This is a genomic window from Shewanella sp. 125m-7, from assembly GCF_052977045.1.
Genome location: NZ_JBRILQ010000006.1, coordinates 40,071 through 61,574, shown reverse-complemented (window position 1 = coordinate 61,574; position 21,504 = coordinate 40,071). Strand labels below are relative to the sequence as shown.

The 21,504-nt window shown below is 44.0% G+C and carries 19 protein-coding genes and 1 riboswitch; of the genes, 9 read left to right on the top strand and 10 right to left on the bottom strand.

What is annotated here, in order from left to right; all coding sequences use genetic code 11:
• Positions 1–186: 186 nt before the first annotated feature.
• The 3 genes from ACVBIL_RS04360 to ACVBIL_RS04350 form a co-directional block, all read right to left on the bottom strand.
• Positions 187–1,284: a cysteine synthase A gene (locus ACVBIL_RS04360; protein WP_447165768.1), complete on the bottom strand. Its 1,098-nt coding sequence runs from the start codon at positions 1,282–1,284 to the stop codon at positions 187–189.
• A 273-nt stretch (positions 1,285–1,557) separates the two neighbouring features.
• Entirely contained in the window at positions 1,558–3,966 is a 2,409-nt protein-coding gene (locus tag ACVBIL_RS04355; RefSeq protein ID WP_447165767.1) for a PKD domain-containing protein, read from the bottom strand.
• A 433-nt stretch (positions 3,967–4,399) separates the two neighbouring features.
• On the bottom strand, positions 4,400–4,573 hold the full coding sequence (locus tag ACVBIL_RS04350) for a hypothetical protein (RefSeq protein ID WP_447165766.1): 174 nt from the start codon (positions 4,571–4,573) through the stop codon (positions 4,400–4,402).
• Between the two features lie 143 nt (positions 4,574–4,716).
• Here ACVBIL_RS04350 and ACVBIL_RS04345 point away from each other — a divergent pair, with 143 nt between their 5' ends.
• Both ACVBIL_RS04345 and ACVBIL_RS04340 read left to right on the top strand, forming a co-directional pair.
• Complete coding sequence (locus tag ACVBIL_RS04345; RefSeq protein ID WP_447165765.1) at positions 4,717–5,028, top strand: Mg2+ and Co2+ transporter; 312 nt, start codon at positions 4,717–4,719, stop codon at positions 5,026–5,028.
• Complete coding sequence (locus tag ACVBIL_RS04340) at positions 5,025–6,056, top strand: HlyD family secretion protein (protein ID WP_447165764.1); 1,032 nt, start codon at positions 5,025–5,027, stop codon at positions 6,054–6,056. The genes ACVBIL_RS04345 and ACVBIL_RS04340 overlap by 4 nt, the downstream gene beginning before the upstream one ends.
• A gap of 68 nt (positions 6,057–6,124) precedes the next feature.
• Here the strand turns inward: ACVBIL_RS04340 and ACVBIL_RS04335 are convergent, their stop codons facing one another.
• Positions 6,125–6,805: a Bax inhibitor-1 family protein gene (locus ACVBIL_RS04335; RefSeq protein ID WP_447165763.1), complete on the bottom strand. Its 681-nt coding sequence runs from the start codon at positions 6,803–6,805 to the stop codon at positions 6,125–6,127.
• A gap of 227 nt (positions 6,806–7,032) precedes the next feature.
• On the opposite strand from ACVBIL_RS04335, the gene ACVBIL_RS04330 reads away from it, so the two are divergent.
• From ACVBIL_RS04330 to ACVBIL_RS04320, 3 genes are all read left to right on the top strand, one after another.
• Complete coding sequence (locus tag ACVBIL_RS04330) at positions 7,033–7,854, top strand: helix-turn-helix domain-containing protein (RefSeq protein WP_447165762.1); 822 nt, start codon at positions 7,033–7,035, stop codon at positions 7,852–7,854.
• Between the two features lie 152 nt (positions 7,855–8,006).
• Positions 8,007–8,594: a GNAT family N-acetyltransferase gene (locus ACVBIL_RS04325; protein WP_447165761.1), complete on the top strand. Its 588-nt coding sequence runs from the start codon at positions 8,007–8,009 to the stop codon at positions 8,592–8,594.
• A gap of 140 nt (positions 8,595–8,734) precedes the next feature.
• Positions 8,735–8,986, top strand: coding sequence for a DUF2999 family protein (locus ACVBIL_RS04320; RefSeq protein ID WP_220765371.1), 252 nt, complete (start codon positions 8,735–8,737; stop codon positions 8,984–8,986).
• 198 nt (positions 8,987–9,184) lie between these two features.
• Here the strand turns inward: ACVBIL_RS04320 and ACVBIL_RS04315 are convergent, their stop codons facing one another.
• Positions 9,185–10,516, bottom strand: coding sequence for a toxin-antitoxin system YwqK family antitoxin (locus tag ACVBIL_RS04315; protein WP_447165760.1), 1,332 nt, complete (start codon positions 10,514–10,516; stop codon positions 9,185–9,187).
• Positions 10,517–10,754: 238 nt separating this feature from the next.
• On the bottom strand, positions 10,755–11,261 hold the full coding sequence (locus ACVBIL_RS04310; RefSeq protein ID WP_447165759.1) for a MarR family winged helix-turn-helix transcriptional regulator: 507 nt from the start codon (positions 11,259–11,261) through the stop codon (positions 10,755–10,757).
• A 161-nt stretch (positions 11,262–11,422) separates the two neighbouring features.
• Here ACVBIL_RS04310 and ACVBIL_RS04305 point away from each other — a divergent pair, with 161 nt between their 5' ends.
• Together ACVBIL_RS04305 and ACVBIL_RS04300 are read left to right on the top strand one after the other, a co-directional pair.
• Complete coding sequence (locus ACVBIL_RS04305) at positions 11,423–12,319, top strand: DMT family transporter (protein ID WP_447165758.1); 897 nt, start codon at positions 11,423–11,425, stop codon at positions 12,317–12,319.
• 154 nt (positions 12,320–12,473) lie between these two features.
• A riboswitch (purine riboswitch) is annotated at positions 12,474–12,573 on the top strand.
• A 137-nt stretch (positions 12,574–12,710) separates the two neighbouring features.
• Positions 12,711–14,081: an NCS2 family permease gene (locus ACVBIL_RS04300; RefSeq protein WP_447165757.1), complete on the top strand. Its 1,371-nt coding sequence runs from the start codon at positions 12,711–12,713 to the stop codon at positions 14,079–14,081.
• Positions 14,082–14,233: 152 nt separating this feature from the next.
• Here the strand turns inward: ACVBIL_RS04300 and ACVBIL_RS04295 are convergent, their stop codons facing one another.
• The 3 genes from ACVBIL_RS04295 to ACVBIL_RS04285 all read right to left on the bottom strand — a co-directional run bounded on the left by ACVBIL_RS04295 (position 14,234) and on the right by ACVBIL_RS04285 (position 19,712).
• The gene (locus ACVBIL_RS04295) at positions 14,234–14,989 is read right to left on the bottom strand and encodes a hypothetical protein (RefSeq protein ID WP_447163253.1); all 756 of its coding nucleotides are present in this window, start codon (positions 14,987–14,989) and stop codon (positions 14,234–14,236) included.
• A 2-nt stretch (positions 14,990–14,991) separates the two neighbouring features.
• On the bottom strand, positions 14,992–16,158 hold the full coding sequence (locus ACVBIL_RS04290) for a BamA/TamA family outer membrane protein (protein WP_447165756.1): 1,167 nt from the start codon (positions 16,156–16,158) through the stop codon (positions 14,992–14,994).
• A gap of 242 nt (positions 16,159–16,400) precedes the next feature.
• Positions 16,401–19,712: an HD domain-containing phosphohydrolase gene (locus tag ACVBIL_RS04285; RefSeq protein ID WP_447165755.1), complete on the bottom strand. Its 3,312-nt coding sequence runs from the start codon at positions 19,710–19,712 to the stop codon at positions 16,401–16,403.
• Positions 19,713–20,144: 432 nt separating this feature from the next.
• Between ACVBIL_RS04285 and ACVBIL_RS04280 the strand changes: the two genes are divergently transcribed.
• Both ACVBIL_RS04280 and ppnP read left to right on the top strand, forming a co-directional pair.
• Complete coding sequence (locus ACVBIL_RS04280) at positions 20,145–20,417, top strand: DNA polymerase III subunit epsilon (RefSeq protein WP_447165754.1); 273 nt, start codon at positions 20,145–20,147, stop codon at positions 20,415–20,417.
• 274 nt (positions 20,418–20,691) lie between these two features.
• Positions 20,692–20,973 (top strand): pyrimidine/purine nucleoside phosphorylase, encoded by a 282-nt coding sequence (gene ppnP, locus ACVBIL_RS04275; RefSeq protein WP_447165753.1) that lies wholly within the window; start codon positions 20,692–20,694, stop codon positions 20,971–20,973.
• An 86-nt stretch (positions 20,974–21,059) separates the two neighbouring features.
• Here ppnP and ACVBIL_RS04270 read toward each other — a convergent pair whose 3' ends face one another.
• Positions 21,060–21,467 carry a hypothetical protein gene (locus ACVBIL_RS04270; protein WP_447165752.1) on the bottom strand — a complete coding sequence of 136 codons (408 nt, stop codon included), beginning with the start codon at positions 21,465–21,467 and terminating at the stop codon, positions 21,060–21,062.
• Positions 21,468–21,504 lie beyond the last annotated feature (37 nt).

Sequence of the window (21,504 nt, the reverse complement as noted above, 5' to 3'; positions counted from 1 at the left end):
GTTGCCTTTGTTATAAACAACAAGGCAATAAAACGCTAATAGCTACTTTAGCGAACTATCTAGTGGCATAAGCTAATAATCAATAAATACTCCGAAAAATGTTACTTAGCTCCCAATATAAATGCTTTTACATAATAACTGGTTAATAGATTAAGTTGCCATGAGCCTAATGGCTTAAAAGTACATTTACACATGGCTAAAAACGTCTACCACCGCAGCTTCAGGCTGATTTTGGTAGCGCTTAAACATCTCTACCACGGCTTCGCTCTCACCGCTAAAGCCTTTCTCTGCAAGAAACTGCTCATTGTAAAGCTTACAAGCAGAACGCTCGGGAAGATCGCAATAAAAAGTCACTATGGTGTTACCTTTGCCCATTTTAGCTGCAGCGTATAAAGCCCCTGCAACATTTAGCGCCGCGCTGCTACCGAGCACAATGCCATCATGCTCTCTCACATGACGCGCAATCGCTACTAAATCAACATCAGGTAAGGTGATCGCTTTATCGATCTTCGCCTGATTAAAGTTTTCCACCAAACGCATAATGCCGATCCCTTCGGTAAAAGAACTGCCACTAGAGGCATATTGCCCTGTTTTAAGGTAGTGATAAATGCCTGAACCATCGGGATCTACTAGCCAAGTTTGTAGCTGTGGATTTTGCTCAGATAGATAACGTGAGTTGCCAGCAATGGTGCCACCAGTGCCAGCAACAGACACTAACGCATCGATCTTGCCGTGAATTTGCTGCCAGATCTCAGGGCCTGTACGAATAAAGTGAGCCTTGCAGTTACTGGTATTTTCAAACTGATCCGCCCACCAGTAGTCATCGTGGGCTTCGCCTAGCCGCTTGGCTGTGTGATAAAAATGATCCGGATTGGCAAAAGGACACGCATCCACCAATTTAAGTTCGGCATCATAAAGCGAGATCATCTGCTCTTTCTCCCGCGCCTGGCCTTTGGGCATGACCACCAGCATCTTAAAACCTAATGCTTTGGCGACTAACGCGAGTCCTATCCCCGTGTTCCCTGCCGTACCTTCAACGATAGTCATGCCAGGCGTTAACTTGCCACTAGCAACAGCATCTTGCACCATCTGCAGGGCGGCGCGATCTTTGATAGAACCTCCGGGGTTTTGCTGCTCACACTTAAGCAAGATCTCACAGCCACTCAACTGACTCAGGCTATTAATGCGTAACAGAGCTGTATTACCGATAAGATCGGTAATCCTGTTGGAGATTAAAAGTTGGTTCTGTTCTAGACTTTGATCTTCTGCTGAGAAAGGTGACATAGCAGGCTGTCTCTTTTGGCTGCAATAACTCAATATTAGGCATTAATAGCAGTAAAGCCAAACCTATCAAATTTCCAGCAAAAGATTAAACCTATATTCCCAGCCCCGACGACACAGCTAACTGCCAACGGTTAGCAGACCATGACTCACTACACCCAAGCTAACTCACAAAGTTTAACTAAGAAGACAAAAATAAAAGGCCCCTTCTAAAACTAAGAAGAGGCCTTATTCGTGAACTCTATATGCAACAAAGTCCTACATATTTACTTTAGATTACTGGTTGAGCATAGATACTCTATTTGGCTCAAGGATCATGCGTTGAGGCGCAGAGTTACCCATTGGGCTGCTCGATAGTCGCTTACTCGGTGAGTTTGCTTGCTCTGAGTTGACGTTATTGAAGTACTCTAGGTCAATCAGCTCATACATGTTCCAGCGCGGCGCAATACCGTAGTACCAGTCATCAGTAGAGTTATTACGACCCACCTGCGACTCTTGTACATAAAAACGCTTACCAATACGACCATCAACCACTTTTAGTAAACGCCATTCGCGGTACCAGCAAGACTCGTCTTTATCCCAGCACTTCCAATCGGCAAAGCTATGCTTTAACTTGCCGTTAGTCTCAATGGCCCAAGTCATTACATTACCTGAATAATTAATAAGATTTGGCGGTGTGCCTTCGGCGTCCCAAAAGCGAGTTCCAGAGTTGTCATCTCGCGTTTGGAAGCCAAAAAATACGCTCTCGGCTGCAGTGCAATCCAGACTCGTTACTGAATAGCAGTAATTCAGCTTATCACCATCCCAGGAGTCGGCTGACCACTGATTAATTGTAGTTTGCCAATATTGCTCTGTGCCTGTTAAAGCGGTTTCAACAGTAAAACTTGTCTCCGCATCTAACTGAGTCGCGAAGCCAAATAACGACGCAAGCAACTGACCATCTTTATCAGACGCTTCTGAGTAGATAGCCAAATCACCAGCACCACTATCGATAACTGAGTAAGATTGATTAAAGTCAGCAAAGACTAGTACTAAAGTGCCGTCTGTTACAGACCAATCAAACTCAGCACCAGTGTCCTTACTCACACCACTGCCACCAGCTAGAAATTCCAGCACTTCAAAGTGATTACTGTCTTTGCTTATGTCGTTATAGACCTCAAATCCCCATAAACCGGCAATATTCGTATCGACGAACTCAACACCTGCGGTTGCCGACTTACGCATCAAAGTATCAGAGGAATATTTACTCTCCCAAGTCTCCGCAGTAATAATCTCACTACCGACATCAATAGGATCCATGGTCACTTTAGTGACACTTTCTACTCGATAAGTATCTAGTGCAGATCCTGTTGTCAGGCGCGTCATACGCTCGGTTATTGGTTCATTACTCACTACAGCCTGAGTGATCCCTGCCGCGATAATCTTGTCTCTCTGCTCTTGTGAGAGTTTATCTAACGAGCTAACACTTGGGTAGCTCGCACTAGCTTGAGCCTCAGTATATGTGAGTAGAATATCTCCATCTTCAACTAGCCAAGTGAACAGGGACACTCCGCTACTAGTTGCAAGCTCACCACTGTTATCATCGGCAAACTCATAACGACTGCCGCCTCGGGCAATGAAAGTCGGTGCTACTGGAGTAGTTTGGTAATATAAAGATGGAATATCCGCGGCTTCAACTGGTGGCGTTAACTCTGGATCGGTAACAACTGTATCGATCGCTTTTTCAATCGCGCCAGGCGTCGCTTCCTCAATGGTTTCAACCAATGCATTATATTGAGCAGGATCGGCGAGTACCGAGACTAAGTCGGTCCCCTCTGCAAGTATCGCTTCATCACTATTAATTAGGATCTGTACAACAGCAGCAGCCTCAATCAAGGCATCTGGATCAATCTGACTTTCAACGAGTTCAAAGGCCTCTAAATTACTAGGCTCTTCACCGCCATTGGCAGCAACGAGAAGACTATATAATGCCGTCGATACTGCAGAGACAGAGATAGCAGGCGTATCCTCTACCGCTTGTACGCCTTGAGATGCGACTCTTTGATACTTTGGACTTGCCTGAACCTCAACAATAAGTCCGCTCAACTGAGATAATGAAGGTAAAAGCGAAGCGAGTTCCAAGCTTGATTCTGTAGCCGCGGTTAGCTTCACACTCGAGTTCAACTCAACATCATCATCAACAGCTAGATCAACGCTAAAGTTACCCGCCTCATCGGCTAAGCCTTCTACAGCCTCATCACCAACAGTCGCAGCCACTTTAGCGCCAGCATATTGCTCACCTACGACTTTACCAGCTAATTTATAGATATTTTCAATACGTTCAATATTGGTGTCAGCGGTAACTGCTGTCGTTGCGCCTTCATTATCAGTAACAGTCACTTTAAAACTGATTGGCGTATCACTCGCGACTGCTGGTGCTGTAAAAGCAACTTGCGCCGTATCGATACCTGTAAGTTCTAGCTCTGGACCGGCGGTTTGCTCCCATAAATAACTTGCGATACTGCCATCACTGTCACTCGCAGATACTGACAGCGTCGAGGCTGACTTCTCTGTCAATGGAACAAACTCGGCACTTAGCATAGGCGCGGTATTGGGGATTTCGATTGGAGCGTTGTCATCTGAGCTACCACAGCCACTTATTAAAGCACTAGAAACAAACAAGGAAACGAGACTTTTCTTCAACACGATTATTATTCCTATAATTCATGGTTATTAAAAATCACAGATTAGAAAACTGATTAAAAGAAAGAGGCTTCCATTAGCTCATCCATTATCATCACAAACCTACGACCCATTGAGGCCATATAGTACAGACATACAAAGTCATTTTGTATAGAAAAGTATGCACAAATGTAAAAACAGAGTTAAAACTCAAATAACTTAGCTTCTAAATGATTTACAAAGGAAAGTGATTAAATCATCAGTGATAAATATGGTTATTCCTGACCAATATCAATGATACAAACGCTTACATAGTCATTTATGTACTTAGCGATTTAATACAAAATTGAGAGCAACCTAAGCTCGTGTACACACTTTGGTACGATAAAACCAAAGTAGCCAAACCTGCAACGAGCTAACCTTACTCGTTACACCCAGCCAAGCTCTCTAAATTTAGCTAAGGTTTACAGAAATATTGCATCTGCGACACAGTACCAATCGATAAACGGTTCCAGCCCTCACCATGGTTAAATGGTCTGCCAACCAAACTCCCCGCCTTAGCCATACGCTGCATATACAACTCGCTGCCACCATTAACGTTATAGAAGATAAAGTTAGTTTCACTTGCCATGTAGTCTAAACCAATCACTATTTATTGATTCTGAATCACAAGACCCCCTTAGAGTTCAACTTAGGTTCAGCTAGCGACCGCTAATATTCATTTTAATTTAATGCTTTTTTTAGCCTAGTGAGTGATTAACCTAAGAGAGTTTAATGAAGATCCATGACACTAATTTAGTCTACGAGAACCTCCCCAACGTAATGGTTTTACTCAATTCAGTCGCCTTTATGTGGGTTGTCACTTTAATTACTTTGGGCATATTTAGCTGGCTAGCGATGAAATTATGGCACTTACATTCCTTACCTAAGTATTTGGCCAAAGAGCGCGGTATGCGACAAGCCAAATTGGTTTTTTGGCTATGTATGTTGGGCCTAATTTGGAAACCGCTTTGGGTACTGGCGGTTATTGCCATCGTTACCGACTGGGACCGTGTACAGGAATGGATTAGAGGAACCCGCGCATGAAAGAGATAATGCTGCCGTATATTTTTATCGTCTGGTTACTGTTTAAGTTCAAAGTGATTAAGTCCAGACCCCGCAACTACTTTATCAGCGTATTTGTGGGTTGCTTAATTGCGGTGACGCTATTTTTAGCTCATCGCTTTTACTCGCCAGCAGATTTAACTAACTCCACCACGGTCAGAGCGCCCCATGCGATCCTATCACCCGCTTTCGGCCAACAAATAGCAACCGTTGCCATCGATCATAATCAGCAGGTAAAAAAGGGGGAGCTCCTATATACATTGGTCGATGACAAAGTCAGTAGCGCGATTGATGAACTCCAGGCGCGCATTAACGAGGTTGAACGCAGCATTGAGGCCACCGAAGTTAAACAAGCACAAGCAAAACGAACTTACCAACGCAAAACAGAGCTTGGTCAGCACGTTAGCGAGCGTGACTTAGAAAATGCTGAAGATAATGTTGAGATCATCAAGGCTGAGATCAAGGTGCAACATGCCCAGTTAGAGGTGCAATATGCTCAGCTACGTAAGCAAGAGTTCGAACTTAAAAGACTCGAAGTTCGTGCGCCATTTGACGGCATGGTGACCCACGTTTATATCGCCGATGGCTCACGTGTCGGAGCCATGCACCTCTGGGATACGGGTCGTAAATTTGTCGAGATGCGTATTCCCGACCAATCCTTTGCCTATATTCAACCGGGCCAGTTTGCCGAGTTTTATATTGACGCTTACCCAGGCCAAATATTCCGAGCAAGAGTTCACAGCAAGGTGGAGGCAACAGGTGAAGCTCAAGGCGATATCTTGCCCCGCGAGCAGATGGTATCTCGCCATATCAATTTAGGCTCAATGCCTGTGGGTAGAACCGTGGTACTTGAAGTGGATGATGCCACCATGGCCATGCTGCCGATTGGCGCAACAGGCTCTGCGTGGATTAGCGCTAATAAGCCATTATCTATATTAGGATTTCTCGATATTATTGGCGGTGCTACAGTGCGGCTTACTGCAGTAAAAGCCTACTTAAACCCACTATAATTCAATCATAGAAACCAAGAAGCACAGCCTAAGCTGTGCTTCTTGGTTTAATCTCATTGGCTAGCAAATTACGATCGCAGCGATGCAATAAGATGCAGAATACGAATAAATAAATTAATGATGTGCATATACAGCATGCCACCAAAATCTATCGCTTCATCTAAGCTTTCGCCACACTCACAAGCAGCCGCCCAAGTATAACCAATGTAACCGCACATGCTCAGCGCAACAATCAAATGGATCATGTCGTGACTATGGCCAAAGAGCAGTAGCCAAGTAAACTCAACAGCCACGATCCATCCGCCAATCACGCATAACACCTTGCCAAAGCTAAAAAAGAGCTGCGGCACAAGCGTTGCGGTAATGATCATTAGTAAGGTAATCCCAGCTGTATACTCGACAGCGAGCGCCACCTCTGCAGCAGTAAACCCTTGTAGGAATAGGCTCAAAGTAATACTGATGCTCAAGGTCATCAGGTTGTAGCCTAAAAAACTAATCAAGGGCACTGGATACTTGAACATAATCAAGCAGCCACCCATTAATGAGCCAAACACAACGACCAGTAAAACCCAAGGATTTATCCATTGCAGTATTTCAAGCGGAAAATACGCAACAGCAAGATAGTTAATGCTAAATCCCCAGATTAACACTAAGCCAATCACTAAATTGAATACCCGTTTGCTTACAGGCCTGTCTTCTAAAAAGACGCCTGATAAATACCGATTCATACTGACTTCTGACCTTTGCATGCCAACTACCTTTTGACTAACACCAAGCGAATGCTATAAATTTCGCGTAGCTTAACCAAGGCTGCAGCATAGCTATATAGCGACGAGTAACTTTTGCAGAATGTATCAACAAACAGCGCCTTAACTGCATAAAACACCAACAGAAATGCGCGTTTTATTCCTTAAACATCTCAAGGGAGTCAGCCAAAGCCTGTTATATTTAAACAGGGCCTTTTATCGAGATAGTAATGATCACCTGGAAACACCAAATAGACTCACTAAAACACCTGATTGATTGGGTGTGGTATCTCGATGTTTCTGCTGACGACAACATTGATGCCATGCCGCAACTGGTGCCCAATGTTAATGCCCATTATATAATTTCGCCCAGCCAGCAGCCCTATCAATACACCAGTGCTAAAGCTCAGTTTTCAGGCAGTGGCAGCTACTTGCTTACAGCCAATACTCAGACTTTGATCCTTGATGATAAACCGCCACTGACCCGTTTAGGTTTTCGCTTTACTCCCACGGCGCTGTATCAACTTAAGCAACAGCAAGCAGGAGTTATCGACCAATGTGTAAAAATAAATTGGCTGGATGGTTTACTGCCGCCTGAACGCTATCAAGCCTTAATCGTGCAAGCTGATAAAGAAACACTGCTACAGCAGGTTGAGCGAGATCTCAGCCCGCTGCTCACCATCGCAAAGCCCAATCCCACGGTAAACTTAGTTGAAAAGTCCTTACTCTTTATCGAACAAAGCAATGGCATGCTCAGCAGCGAGCATTTAGCCGAGCAGTGCTTTTGTACTAAACGCACCTTAGAGCGCGCCTACAGTAAAGTGGTTGGCTTGAGCATTAAGCAATATCAAACCATAGTGAAATTTGAGGCATTGTTTACCCATCTATACCAGCATCCGTTAAATCCGGACTGGGCCGCTTTAGCCGATCAATATGGCTTTAGCGATCAGCCACATTTGATCCGCCAGATGAAAAAGATCTTAGGCGTAACCCCTGCGGGTTACATCAGTGCCCGTGATTTGGTTATCGATGTTTATGGAGACTTTGAATAAGAAGAATAAGACGGCTGAGTAAGGCTGTGCCGCTAAAGCTGTTTGCAGAAATGGGTTTGAGCAAGCGTTAACTGAAACTTGTCGCAAATGTTCAATCGCTAGCAGATTGGCCACGCTATGATGAGCGCATATTCATTATTAAGGTCACTGCATTGTCAATTACACAGTTTAAATCGGGTCAAGCCATTCCTTTAACAGACTCATTAACCATTGAGTTAATTAAAGACAAAGATCTTAGCGATATCGTTACTATGCTCGACGATCCCAAAGTCGCTGAGTTTTTATTTTTCGCCCCCTCTCCGGTTGAAGTTTATCAGGGCTTTTTTAACCCCATCATTGACAATACCGCTGAAGCCATTAGCAAAAGTGAGTGGCCAGAGAGTATCACAGTGATTATTCGTGATCTTGATGGTCAATATATGGGAATGGCTGGCTTACCCGCGGTTATGTTTATGCAGGGTAACTTTGAAGTTGGTTATCAATTACCAGCGCATGCTTGGGGACAAGGCATTGCCACAGCGGCTTGTGGATTTTTAACTCAGCTTGCATTTACTGAGCTTGATGCACATAAAGTCACCGCAGATTGCTATCTAAGTAACGTGGGATCTTATAAAACCATGCAAAAATGTGGTTTTGTGCATGAAGGTACCCAAAAAGATTATTTCAAAATGGCGCAGGGGTTTGACGACCGCGTGCACTATGGCATCACCAAAGCACAGTTTATCGCAAAGCAGTCATAATACTCATTTTGCCTAAGACTATGGCAACGGGGCTGAGACTAGCTTGCTGTCAGTGTATTGAGCGCTATTACTGCCCTTTGGCTATCAATGGGTGCTAGAATCTATGCCTATTTTATTTTAGCCAATATAAAGGTAATGCAATGAACCCGATTCTTGCGATCTTGAAAGAACATAACGTCAGTGATGAGCAAGCTAAAGAGCTGTTTCAAACATTGACTGAAAACCCAATGATGGCGATGGCGGTTATTGGCCAGCTAGGTATTCCACCTGAAAAGCTACAACAGCTAATGGGTCTTGTGATGCAAAACCCTGCATTGATTAAAGAAGCTGTTGAAGAGCTAGGTTTAGACTTTTCTAAAGTTGAAGCGGCTAAAGCCCAGTTGCAAAAGTAAAAGCGCCTGCTCTTGCAGTAAACTGCTTGAATACTGCGACAGAAGTCATCCTAAACGCCTTGTGCAGTCTTTGCTACAAGGCGTTTTTGTTTCTACGGCTATTAGCAGTAAACATTTCTCGTATGCACTATTCATTAGTGCCATTCATAAGCATTCTAGGCAAGCGCTTGCGTCTACATCCTTATTAAACCTCAAGCTTTAATCACGCGCCATTATCTTAGGCTCGGCAAACTTTGGGATAATCAAATCATTAGGTATTAGCGGTAGCACTGCACCAATCACATCGTGGCCATCGCTAGCATCAACAAACTTCCACGTTTTACCAATATCGGTAGAGTATCCCAATAAAGCAGAGTTCCTGAATATCTTGCCTTCTGCAGTTTGTGTACTAATTGTCATCGGCAAATAAGCACAATACTCATCACCATCAATAAACATTTGAGTGGGCTCTGTAAATGTCGCTGAATCTTGACTAAAAGCGCCTGACTTCATCTTTTCGGTGAACTGCCAAATAATACGTTGATAAGCGACTCTTGCGCCTTCAAACATTATCTCTTCATCAAGAATAAAGCGCATAAAAGTATCAATATCATTATCAGTAATGCTTTGCTGAAACACCTTGGCCGCTGCGATCGCCTTTGCAACTACTAGCTCACCTTGCGGGTCATAGTACTTCTGCTCACCACTAGGCTGACCATTAATAACCGCCGTGTCCCATTTCAGCTGTCCGTTAGGCCAAAACTCTTGTAATGTGCCATTGCCTTTAGCATCAAAATTAGCTCGCTGCTCTAGTGTTCCATCCTCTGAATAAGATTCAGCGAAGCCGACTATCTGGCCATCTTTAAAGTTACGCTTAGCTCTAAGGCTGCCGTTGTCGTGGTAATCTGTAAATTCGCCCTGCTCTAGCCCTTCATCAAAAAATCCCTCTTGTGCGAGCAGACCATTTTCATGAAAACGCTTTCTTATTCCCGCAGGGTAGTGCTCGTCATAATGTAGTGTGCCATCCTCATAAAAAGTCTGCCAATGACCCACCCTATCAATTCCTAGCTCATAGCCGCGGAGCTTCAACTGGCCATTATCAAAGAAATATTCAACTAACTCAGGTTCTAGTTCGACTTTTGGCTCAACGGGGAAATCGGCTGTTTTCATAATAAAGTCTGTATTGAATGACTCGCCTTTCTCTTGTTCCTCTTCAGAAAGTGTCGCCAAAACAGGCAATAATGCTTCGATTGAACCTTGTAACTCCTGCTTAGCAAGTGCATCAAATGTCGCTGAACCGCTCGACTTTTTAACCTTAGTTTGTACTTCAGTACTTTTACCAACGTCATAATCTACTGCAACCACTACTTTGAGCTGGCTAAACTCAGTGTGGCTTTGCAGCGCTTCTTCCCCGGCTATCAAGCTCAATACATAGCAGCGCTCAAAGGTATTGCACTCAATGGGTTTACGCTTTGCTTGATCGCTGCAACCCACAAATAATAAGCTGATGAACATAAAGCCAAGAGTAATAATAGATTTAATAAAATTCATAGGGTTACAACTAACAGCGATAGATGCTGTGCATCCTAAAGTAAAAATCAACCAGGCGAAAGTACAGTATGTAAACTGAGAGGGATAGCTCGCTATAAGTGGCTAGTACGGGACTTATTGTCATATGTGTAAAACAAGGCCAACAACTTTGCAGGCCTTGCGGTGCAATAAGCTTGGGATGATTTATCATCTTTAATTCGCAAGACGTAAACCTGAGAATAAATCTAAGGCATTAAATCTAATTGGTTACCCCCTCTCCAGCGCCTTCAAACCCTGCTAACCAGGTTTTCAACAGTAGGTTTAGCGCGGGTTGTTCAGCATCTGACAACTGTTCAACTAATTTGTGTTGGATCCGCACATGGTCTTCAATGGCTTTATCTATGGTGTTAAAGCCTTTTTCAGTTAAGCCCACCGATACACTGCGGCGATCTTGTTTACTGTGCACTCGCTCTATTAAGCCTTTGGTTTCAAGCTTATCTAAACGGTTGGTCATGGCTCCCGAGGTGAGCATCATCGATAACAACAAGGCTGATGGTGTGAGATTAAACGGTTCTCCTGAGCGCCTTAATGTCGCTAAGACATCGAACTCGCCCATGGTAAGGCCGTATTGTTTATGACAAGCTGCAATCTCAGCCTCGATGTGTTTTTGCAAACGCATAATACGTCCGAAAATAGCCATAGGCAGCGTATCTAAATGCGGCTTCTCTTTGGCCCACTGTGCTATAACCTTATCGATATCTTCCATTTTTCACCTTTAATTTGCGTCAAGCAGGCACACCACTAATAAACTTAACACTCAGATACTTTACGCGAAGATACTTTATAAGAAGAGACTTTACAAAAATAAACTATCGGTCCACAATGAAATATATCTTTACATAAAGATACCTAATGCAAAGGTAGTTTATGAATGTGTTTATTGCCATGATCCCGGCATTTTTTTGGGGCACAACCTACGCCATGACGCAGCTTACTCTGCCCGACTGGCCGCCACTGCTACTAGGAGCGATTCGTGCCTTGCCTGCTGGATTAATTTTACTGGCAATTAAACCTAGCCTACCGAATAGAGCTGACTGGCCAATTTTAGTTAAACTCGGTGCCATCAATATTGCCATCTTCTTCAGCCTCATTTTTGTAATGGCTTTGACACTGCCCTCAGCATTATCAGGTGTAGGTATGGTTTCGGTGCCCGTATTTGCCATGCTATTTCATTGGCTGATTAATAAAAAACGCCCTAATCTACTACAAGCTATATCCGGTCTCGTTATTGTGATCTTGGCTTGGCAGCTGTTTGACCCAAGCTCCATCAGTTTAAACCCTGTCGGGCTGTTCGCTATGTTGGCCGCAATAAGCTGCATTATTGTTGGCAGCACCATGACTAAAGAACTCGGCACACGTATTCATTGGTGGACGGTACTGACGTGGCAGCTCATTATTGGCGGCACCTTGCTACTTTTGGTCTCAGGCATTGAGGCTTTATTCTCAGCAGATAAGTATCTAGCTATAGCCTCTGGATTTAGTCTAATGAATAGCTTTGGGATTGGCTGGATTGTGCTGCTAAACACAGTGCTCGGTTACGGCTTATACGTATGGTTATTACAGCGTATGAGTGTGGTTGACTTTACCTTTGGCAGTATTGCGAATCCAATAGCAGGGATTATCAGTGGCATTTTGTTAGTCAATGAATCTTATAACTCACATCAATATCTACTGATGGCAGGGATGATACTAGCTTCAGTTTCCCCCGCGTTAATCCAAATGCTTAGGCGACGCTTTACGCTGGCATCGACAACTAATAAGTAAGGCTGCCAAGTAATAAGGTCAGCCTTTGCCGCTGACCTTGTTACTGTTGTTTTTGTTATCGCTCTTATTGTTATAGCTGTTTTTGCAAAAAAGCATGATCTATTGCACATTTCCCCCCGTCTTGCTTGCGCCCCACCAGCAGCTGCGTACAATCCGCGCCAACAATTTATTGTGCTGTATATCGCTGGAAATTTGGTCCAGAAGTCTCTACCACAAGACCTAATCTTGTGACTACAGCCCAATCACCGTCCGTTGCCAAACACTTGGCAGCCCAGTGGTATCTGCCAATAAATTTATTGAATTTCTAATGTAAGAAGAATACGTGAGCGCTGCATAGAGCCTCATGTATGAAGAACGCATTAATAACGCATCAATAAAATAAGGCATCACTGTGGCGATCTCTAGCTTACTTCTACGTACGGGGCAGTCCCGTTTTATGGAATCGACGTTCCAACTTTCAAAGCGCAATGCCAATGTTGGCACCGAGCTCTACGCCGGTTTTATCACCTTTTTAGCCATGAGTTATATTTTGGCGGTGAATCCGGCGATCTTGGGCAGCATAGAGGGAATGGATAAAGGCGCGATCTTTACCGCCACCGCCTTAGCTGCCGCGTTAGCCACCTTGATAATGGGTTTTTTCGGTAACTACCCAGTCATGTTAGCGCCTGGCATGAGCATGAATAGCTTCTTTAAGGGCATGTTAGCGTCGAGCTCAGTTGGGCTAATTTGGCACGAAGCCCTGTTCGGTATTTTTCTGTCCGGCATCGTCTATCTGATCTTTTCCATGACTAAGATCCGCAAACAGATGATCGAGTCGATCCCAGAAGATCTTAAGCTCGCAATCACGGTTTCATTGGGATTATTTATCGCTTTTCTCGGCTTAAAAAATGCAGGCATTATTGTCGCCCACCCAGCCGTGCTCGTCAGTATGGGAGACATTACTCAGCCTCAAGTTGCAATAGCCTTTATCAGCCTTTTTGTCGCGGTAGGTTGTATGGTGAGAAACATCAAGCTGGCCACTTTTATCGCCTTTATCGCCTCGATTGCGCTCACTCTCATCAGTGATGCCGTGCTCGGTACTCAGTACGCGCCGATCCCCGAAACCTGGTTTAGCGCACCACCAAGCATAGAGCCCAGCTTTGGTAAGGTGTTTAATTTTGAGTTTCTAACCGCTGACAAGTTATTTGATCTGCTGTTTATCGTGATCATCTTTTTTATCGTTGATTTCTTCGATGGTTTATCGACCATTGTCGGTGTGGGTAAAGATGCAGGTATTATCGATAAAGACGGTAAAGTACCTAACGCTCGCGCCGCATTAGTGGCTGATGCTGGCGGCACCGTCATTGGCAGTGTATTAGGCACCACTTCCATTACCGCTTTTTCAGAGTCAGGCATCGCCTCGGCTCAAGGGGCGAAGACGGGGCTAGCTGCGGTTGCTACTGCGTGTTTATTCCTATTGGCACTCTTCTGTTATCCGGTATTTTCAATGTTCTCAACCGCAATTGTTGCCCCTGCGATGATTGTTGTCGGTATTTACATGGTGGGACGTTTAGGCAAAATTAATTGGGATCATAAGCCATCATGCATTGCAGCCTTCTTTACCATCATGTTCACGATTTTAAGCTTCTCACCAGCCAACGGCATGGCGATGGGCTTTATCAGCTATGCGTTCTCCATGGTAGTTGCAGGTAAAGGCCGTGAAGTGCATCCGATTATCTATGTTTTATCGATTATTTTTATCGCTTATCTGGTGATGCTCTAAGCTAACACCTGCAAGAATAGAAAGGCCTGTGCAATTAAGCTATGGCCTTTTATCCTTGCTGCAACACACTTAAATAAAAAGCACATAAATAAAAAGCACTCTAAAAAGAGTGCTTGTTATTTAGCTATAAACGCAAAAATGAAGCGTCAACCTTAGGACTTATCGCAAGTAGAGCTGTAGTGATTAAGCTCAATAAGGCCACGTAATATAATGCCGTGATAGCGGGCTTTAACCAATTGATAATCCATAGAAGGTGCAAAGTAATAAGTCACCTCTTCGCTGCCCGTTTGCTTAACCGGAATGACGCTTAACTCACCCCAAGGGGCAATATTTGTTGTCAGCGGTTCTTGTACATAATATTGATACGGCTCTATTGCATCGGATGCCTGCCTGATTAAGCGAAATTGTTGTCGCCCTTGTAGCAAAAACTCACGCATCTGAATGGCCAAGGTATCGACATCGCGGAGCGGAATATCAGTAGAGTCGTAACGCTCGATATCACCATCAATATCCACCTGAGAGCTCAGGCCATTAGCGCTAAAGCTGGCCCGCATATCTCGGGCGCGAAACCCGGTCACTTTTTGATGAAACTGGCTGGTAAGCCACTGACGGGTTAGGTTCGACCAAGCAAGCGTTGCAGTTTGATGGTATTGAGTACCAATACCTAGAATACTGGCCTCACTTTTAGTAATCACCTGCGCGGTTTGGCCTTGCCAATTCTCCGTACGATCCATCGTGCCTGTATGGATGCCACTGACGTAAATATCGTATTTAGCGTTACGGCTACACTGCTTAGGCTCTGCGGCCATTACTGCGTCTTTTGCTGCTGCATCACTAGCAAAAACATTAGTGCTAGCGACACCAAAGAGTCCGTACAGGCTTATCATGATGGCAAGATTACGACTCATGATTAAAAGACTTCGTTCACATTAAGGTAGAAGTTAGTTTCGTTCTCGCCCACACCAATATCTAGGCGTAAATTAATATTGCCTTTGATTTTAAAGCGGAAACCAGTGCCGTATGAAGTCATTAACTCTTCATTAAGATCGCTCACCTTTGATGCTACGCTACCGACTCCACCCCAAAACACCATGCCATAACGCTGAAAAATAGGTAAACGGTATTCAACTTGGCCCATCATCATCTGCTCGTCGCGGTAACGGCCTTTGATATAGCCACGCATCGCTCCTGAGCCACCGAGGTCTGGCAACATGTTCCAAGGCACATCGCCATTGGTAAAATGCCCCTGTACCTGCCAAGCGATAAGACCTGGCGCCGAACTCAGCAAAGAGGTTGAGCTCAAGTCGATATAATTTGCTAACTCAAGATTGTAAGTCGAGAACGTCGAATATTCGCTGTTTTGATACAGACCGGCATCGATTTGGAATAACCAACCTTTAGTGGCATTTAAGCGGTAATCACGCGAATCATAGATACTGGTTACCACCACTCCCGAGCTAAAATTATTTGGCAGAAGTGTATCTGAATCTACTGGCATCTCTGTTTCGACCAGCTCTAATTTTTCAGCACTGGCGTAAGTGAAATCTGCGCCCACACCTAGAAAGTAGTTATCGGTAATTTCCGTCATCCAGCGTGGTTTAAAACTATAAACTTGCTCTTCAAACTCATGGTGATTAGCGTCGATATTACCTTGTTCGATACCCTGTCCATAATAAACAGCCGCTTCGTTATGTAGCTCTAGCCCCAGCTGTAAACGCTGCTTACCACCGTTGAAAAAGGTCATATTTTCAACTTCAACACCATAAGAGTTGTTCATCGACACAAATGAGTTTAGTACTAAGGATGATGGCTGCTCATCACTCGATGCGCCGTCTGTTTTATATAAGCCCACCATCAGCAAACCCACACCAAACTTCTTCTCAGGCGTGTAATAGGCCGTAGGCAAGTAGCTCATATCGATAGGCTTACTCTGATCAAAATCACCGTCAGCACCAAACACAGACAAGATATCGTCGACCCAAGTCGGCTCCATATCTTTAGGCGTTTCAAATAAAGGTTCTACAGCGACAGCTTGATGAGATAAGGCCAGCAGGGTTAACAGCAAAATCCGTTTCATAAATACTCGAATTAATAGTGAAGAAAATAGACGTTTATAGGCGATATGCTGTGAAAGAAACGTGATGACTCTGGTCGCGATTCGCCGAGCGCGCATTCTACCACTACAGCCACATTCAACAATGACTTTTTTTGCTTAAGGATTGGTCAGCACTGAATTGGAGGTCACTTTTCTATTTCGTGATAAAAACAGCCAAACTCTCACAAAAGTAGAGCCTGGCTGCCGAGGCCGTAATAGCGGGTTTAGGCGCTTTTAGTGATCGGCTCTGGCTGTAGATACTTGGCCATATCGACCTCATTTATCTGTGCTGGTGAGAGGAATTTATTTGCGTACTCTAGGTAGATCCCACTTGAGAGGAACAGTTTAAAGATATCCATATCAAGATGCTCATCGAGTGCCATCTTATGCAAAATATCAATAGCAACGCTAAGAGGTTTAGCTTTTTTATAGGGTCTATCGGCAGCGGTTAGCGCTTCGAATATATCGGCCACCACTAAGATCCGCTCAGGAATCGATAAGTCGGCAGCGCTGAGTTTACGTGGGTAGCCCGTGCCTTTTAAGGTTTCGTGGTGAGTCGAGGCGTAGCGCGGCACTCGTGCAAGCTCGGGTGGGAACGGCAGGTTCTCTAACATCTTAATAGTACTGGTAACATGCTCATTAATCTTAAACCTGTCTTCTGCAGTCAAGGTACCGCGTGAGATTGAAAGATTATACAGCTCGCCTAAATTATATTGATATTCAGGGATCGCCATCTTAATACCAAACTTAGGGTCAAACTCTACCTTGTTGATCCGCTTGATAATATGTTCAGGTTTATCCCTTAATAACGGCTCTGTGACGGGATAAACGTCCTCGCCCTCTCGCTCACTAAGATTAAGTTCCTCAACAGGAGAGAGCCCTAGCCTATCGTCAAAGTGACGCTGCCAGCTGATTTTAGCAAGTTGTGCGAGGCGATCTTTCGCCTCTTGCTCCATAAATTCACCGCCTACATTGGCATTGGCGATAAACTCAAAATCTTCTAACAATTGCTTGCGCTTCTGTTCAAACTCACTCGTTAATTCATTAGTTGTCAGCGCCGACTGCTCACTAGGCTGTTTATCTAAGTCTTTACCTAAGTCTTTACCTAAAAGGGTCTGCTTTAAATAGTCAATTTCGGCATCACGCCACAGTACCTCAAAACGCATCCTAACCTCATGAATACGGTTATAAACCGCCTCAAGCTTAGTGCCCTTGTCGACGATATATTCAGGGGTGGTGATCTTGCCGCAATCGTGTAGCCATGCGGCAATTCTAAACTCACGCAGTTCATCATCTGAGTTAAATTTAAAGTCTTTAAAAGGCGGCAATTCAGAGTTTTCTGCAGCCTTAGCCAACATAAAGCCAAGCTCAGGTACGCGGTTACAGTGCCCTGCAGTGTAAGGCGATTTATCATCGATTGCTTGCGCGATAAGTCTGATAAAGGACTCCATCAACTCCTTTTGATTATCTTCGTGCGTCTTAATCGCTGACGACATATCCATCATAGAGTGCGCTAATTCATCTAGCTCTGTGATGTTGGACTCGACCCTTTTCACCTCATCATATCGACGATTTTTAATCTTGTCATTTTCGATAGCCAGTAATTTTATCGGGCGAATAATGGGTGATGAGAATAGCCAAGATACCGGCAAGATAATCAATAAACATACACTCGTTAGCAAAATAGAATGCATTACTTTTTCAACACTTATCGCAAGCAACTGCTCCCTAGGCACCACAATTGCGAAATACTCTTGATTTCCCGCTGAAGACTCCTTATTCGCAGCTGAAGGCTCCTTATTCCCAGCTGAAGGCTCTTCACTGCCAGATGAGCTATCACCAAAAGGCGTCACATAGACAAATTCCGTCACCCCATTTAACTCGCGACGAATTAAGTTTTTTTGGTTTTTAGGGTCATGGGCCAATTCAATAAGCGCTTCAAAAGGCACTGTACCTTGGGTCAATAAAGTCTGTTTTACTCCTTCACCAAACCACTTAGCCCGCAATGCTTTGTTTTGAGCCGGGGTGATATTAGCCAGTGCGAGGTTAATGACTTCAATAATGTTAGCTCTGTCAGTCGGCATCACAATATGCAAACCGGTATTGAGTTTTATCGGTGAGAAGTCTAGCTGCTGATGATATTGGATTTGCTCAACAAAAAACTGCTTCGCCGTGTAATGCAATATAATGCTGTTATCGAGTGCTGCAAACACCTCACCCTGCTCAACCGCATGTAATATGGCATAGGTTGAAGCCATCTCAACTATCTCTATCTGCGGATAATTTTTCCTAATCACCTCAATAATCGACCAACCAGTCGGTATCGCAACCTGCTTACCATTAAGTTGCTCGATGTGGGTGATCTCAGGTGTATCTGGCAGGGTCACTAGCGCATAAGGAAGCTCAAGAAACGGCTCACTAAACTTACCCAATAAACGCGTTTCATCGGTTTTAATCACAGAGTGCAGCATGTCTAGCTCGTGGGCTTTATAACTTTCAGTCAGCTCACTCCAGCTAAAACCATTGATATAACGCAGCTCTAAGCCGGTCATCTCGGCAACTAGATTTAACAGATCGACACTATAGCCTTGAGGCATACCAGATATGGCAAAGTCGATAGGTGCCCAGTCGGTTTCATTTGAGACCAATAATGGTTCGGTATTTTCTACCAACGCCCGCTGTTTTGCGGTCAACAGCAACTCGTTAGACTTAGGTATTTCGACACCCGTTTTTGGCACCTGGTTCGATGCAATCAACTCTCCACTTTGCTTATAGAGGTAGATTTTTTTGTCATTAACCCCTTTTTCATCTTCCCCCTGCATAACCAGATAATCTGAAAGCGAAGAAAGTGCGATATCTAAAGCCAGCACGATTCCTGAGTCCGCAAGTTTTATCGAGTAGGTTTGCCCCGGTGATTGCAGGTGCTGAAACAGATAAGGCTCAGTTTTAGAAACGCCGCCGCTGTGGGCATCAACAAACCAAGGCCTGACTCTGGCGTCATATTCACTGGGCTCTGTATGGGTGACACGCACAGTAAACTGTTCATCTAGATAGGATTGTTCTTTTTGCCGTAATTCACCTTCACCGCTGATACTAATAATCACCCAACGATCTAAATGGGATGCATTAAGCTGCTGTCTAATTATCGGATGGGCATCTAAATTGATCAGCTCATAGAAATCGCCGTTGGCCATGCCCACATAAATGCCATAAAACAGTGAGTTCATTTGCATCACATCAGCAAATGCCTGCCTAACTTCAGGATCAAAAGCGCCATCGATTACTGGCTGGTCAAAATTTGAAAGTAAGTGAGTCGTATTTATCGCGCGGTTATCGATTTGGGTAAGGTAGCTGCTGGTATTTTTAGCGGTATGATTATAGAGCTTAACGGCAGCATCTGTGGCCATGCTTTTACTAAAATAATATTGCAAGCTAATCGCAATAACAGCGGTTAAAACAGTCGCTAAGATAAAGATCCCGACCACAGTAACACGAATGGTAAATCGTTTATTACTAATCTTATCCAAGCCGCCCATAGCACCCTAACTCTGTTATTCAATCCTTGAATAAATCATTCTACAACAGGATAGCAACAAATCAACAACCTGAAATAAAAACAAGATTTTCGCTACGCCTGATAAAATGACACCTCAAACTTCAACCCGTAAACACTTAAGGCTATCGCCCTCCCAAATATAACAGAGGAAAACTCACTCCGAGTTAACGGGCCTGTATGCTAAACAAAAACCTCCTCAGCAATGACGATAAGCTGTAGTCACAAGCTAACAAACACTCAGCCTATTCCCTTAACGACTCATAGCCTAAACCTTGATCAAACACCGATAGCATGGGGCTATTAAGCCATATTATGCTAAAATAGCCGATCAGCTTTATGAATGTGCAGCAACTCTCATTTGTGTAACTGAAAGTAGTGAGCCTACCGTGATTAACTTATGGGGAAACAAGATATGAAAAAGCTAAATGCTGAAGAACGTAAAGCCCGAGACAACGCACGTTTTGCCCAACGAGTGGATGAGCGTCGGGTCAATGGCGAAGATGTTGTTGCTTATGCACTTGCCAATAAAAAGGCCTTCAAGTTTCTGACTAAAGCAGAAAGATATAGCCTTAAAGAAAGACAGGCTGAAGTGCTAGAAGAAGCCAAGACTAAAGCTAAGCAGCAGCTTGAGCTAAAAGAGCAACAAGAAATGGATAAGATTGAAGCGGAATTTAGTGAAGACTAAAGCGCAATAAACAGCCATAACGGATTATGGCTGTTCTATCCCTCATGTGAATCATCCCCCCCCCTTCGCCTAGTTAGACTGGTCATAACCTGAAGCGTGATAGCCGTAAATAAACCGACGCTATCAATCTAATGACTACCCAATTTATGCATTTATATTTCATCGAAAAACACAGCCACATTTTATATTTGGTGATAATATCCGGCGGTTATTGCATAGGCTTAAAACTCAGTTGATTTAGCCATGCTCAATACTCTTATCACAAGGAATAATAATGCTAGCTGTAAATGAATATTTTGAAGGTCAGGTTAAGTCTATTTCTTTTGATGGGGCAGACAAACCTGCATCTGTTGGTGTTATGGAAGTTGGCGACTATGAGTTTGGTACTGCGGCGCCAGAAGTTATGCACGTTATTTCAGGCGCGTTAACGGTAATGCTTCCAGGCCAAACTCAGTGGCAAACCTTTAACCCTGGTGAACAGTTTGCTGTTATCGGTGATGCAAAGTTTCAAGTCAAGGTAGCGACGCAAACCGCTTACCTTTGTGTCTACGGCTAACTAGCACTTAAGAGCCTCAGCCGTAAAACAAACAAACCATCCACTGTCGATGCCATTTAGCGTAAACCGTGGATGGTTTTATATTTTTATAATTGTACCCACTGCACCAATTCACCAGCAGTTTTTAGTCCGTATTGCCTTTTAATTAGCTTACCTGATGCATCAAATAATAACAGTTCCGCAGAATCAGCGCGGTGCTTAGCAATCAGCACGTCGCCCTCAGGCGTGCCTGTTGTCGCAATAAGAAAGTACGCTTTATCACCAAGATAATCACGCGCTTCATTCATTTGCTCAGTCTGGCTATTGCTCATTGCAAGACCATTATCATAGACAAACACAATCGCAGGTTTACCTGTGCCAATCTCTTCATGAGTGGCTTTAAAACCTTTAGGCATCACCATAACTAGCAGAGCAAACAATACCACTATGGAAGCGATTACCCCCAAAGCAATCCAAGGCTTACGACGAGTCGAGTTTGTTTTGTGTGTATCCAAGGTACAAATCCTTCTTTTAACGATTGAAATACAAAAT